Annotated in this window: 1 protein-coding gene; it reads right to left on the bottom strand. The window is 67.6% G+C overall.

Annotation, left to right across the window (positions count from 1 at the left end):
• Positions 1-1,070: DUF222 domain-containing protein (locus B7K22_RS11740; RefSeq protein ID WP_143336398.1), on the bottom strand; the 1,070-nt coding region annotated here is incomplete at its 3' end.
• Positions 1,071-1,137 lie beyond the last annotated feature (67 nt).

Raw genomic sequence — 1,137 nt, 5'->3', positions numbered from 1 at the left:
CCCGCATCGATTTCAGCGGCCAGTCCGTCAATGGATGCTCCTGCCAGTCCTTCACGAAGGTCGTCGATGTCGGTGCGGACCACCAGCGTCACCCCGGACCGTGGCAGCACCTCGACGGTGCAGCCGGCGACGTGGCGTGCGAAGTCACCCATCGCGTCGGCGCGCACCTGCTCGGGGGTGCGTTCATCGATGACGACCGCCTCACCTGCTTTGGCGGCGTCCTTCATGCGCTTGCGCAGCCGAAAGTTCTGATTCACCATCGCCTGCAGCACACCCACCAGCGGTGCACCGTTCTCAGGATCGAGCCGACCGTTGATGGTGATCATCCCGTCAGCGGACTCGCCGATACGCAAGAACCGTCGCTCACGACGCTGCTCGGCAAGTTCTTCGAGATGCTCGCGATCCAGCCGCTCCTCGGTGCGCGTGATCAGCGCGGCCAGCTTCTCCAGACGCATGTAGCGCGCCGAGAACACCAGATCCTTCTCCGCCGCCGCGATGGCCACATCCCCCACCCGCTTGCCCACCCGTGTCAGCATCCGCGTGATCGCGGTCGCAGCCTCAACACTCAGCTCCCCTGCCTTCACGGCGGCAGCGACCACCGCAAACACCGGTCGCGATGCTGGCGCTTCCGGATCGGGCGTGTCCGGCGCGGCTTTGCCGGACTCGGATGCTGGGCTTCCGCCCTTTCCCGCAAGTTCAGCGTCCCGCAGCATCTCGCCGAGCTCGATCAGCCGCCCCGCCTCAGCGTTGGAGCCGCCCGTCTGGCCGGCGACCATGCCCCGCTCATCACCCTTGCCCCGTCTACGCGCCAACCCCACCTCGGCCTTGGCACGCGAGCGGGAAGCCTGCTCCGCAGCAACCACCGCGAGCATCCGATCGGCGTCCTTACGCACCGCCGCCACCGCGCCGCCTAGCGCAACCAGGTCGGCATCCGACAGTCCGCTGACCCCCGCATGCGTCAGCTCCCGCCGCTCCACCAACGCAAGCCTGGCCCGAGCATCCCAATCCGCTGGCGCGCCACCGCCCGCATCGCCGCCAGCGACGTCGAGCAGAGGAGGTGTTCCGGTCATGCACCCATCACACCACCAGGGTCTGACATCGCCGCCACACCAGCCGACTTATCCACAGGCCAACAAG

The sequence above is a fragment of the Demequina sp. NBRC 110053 genome, from assembly GCF_002090095.1.
GTDB lineage: Bacteria > Actinomycetota > Actinomycetes > Actinomycetales > Demequinaceae > Demequina.
The sequence above is the reverse complement of the archived record's forward strand: the minus strand, read 5'-3'. Positions and strand labels throughout refer to the sequence as shown.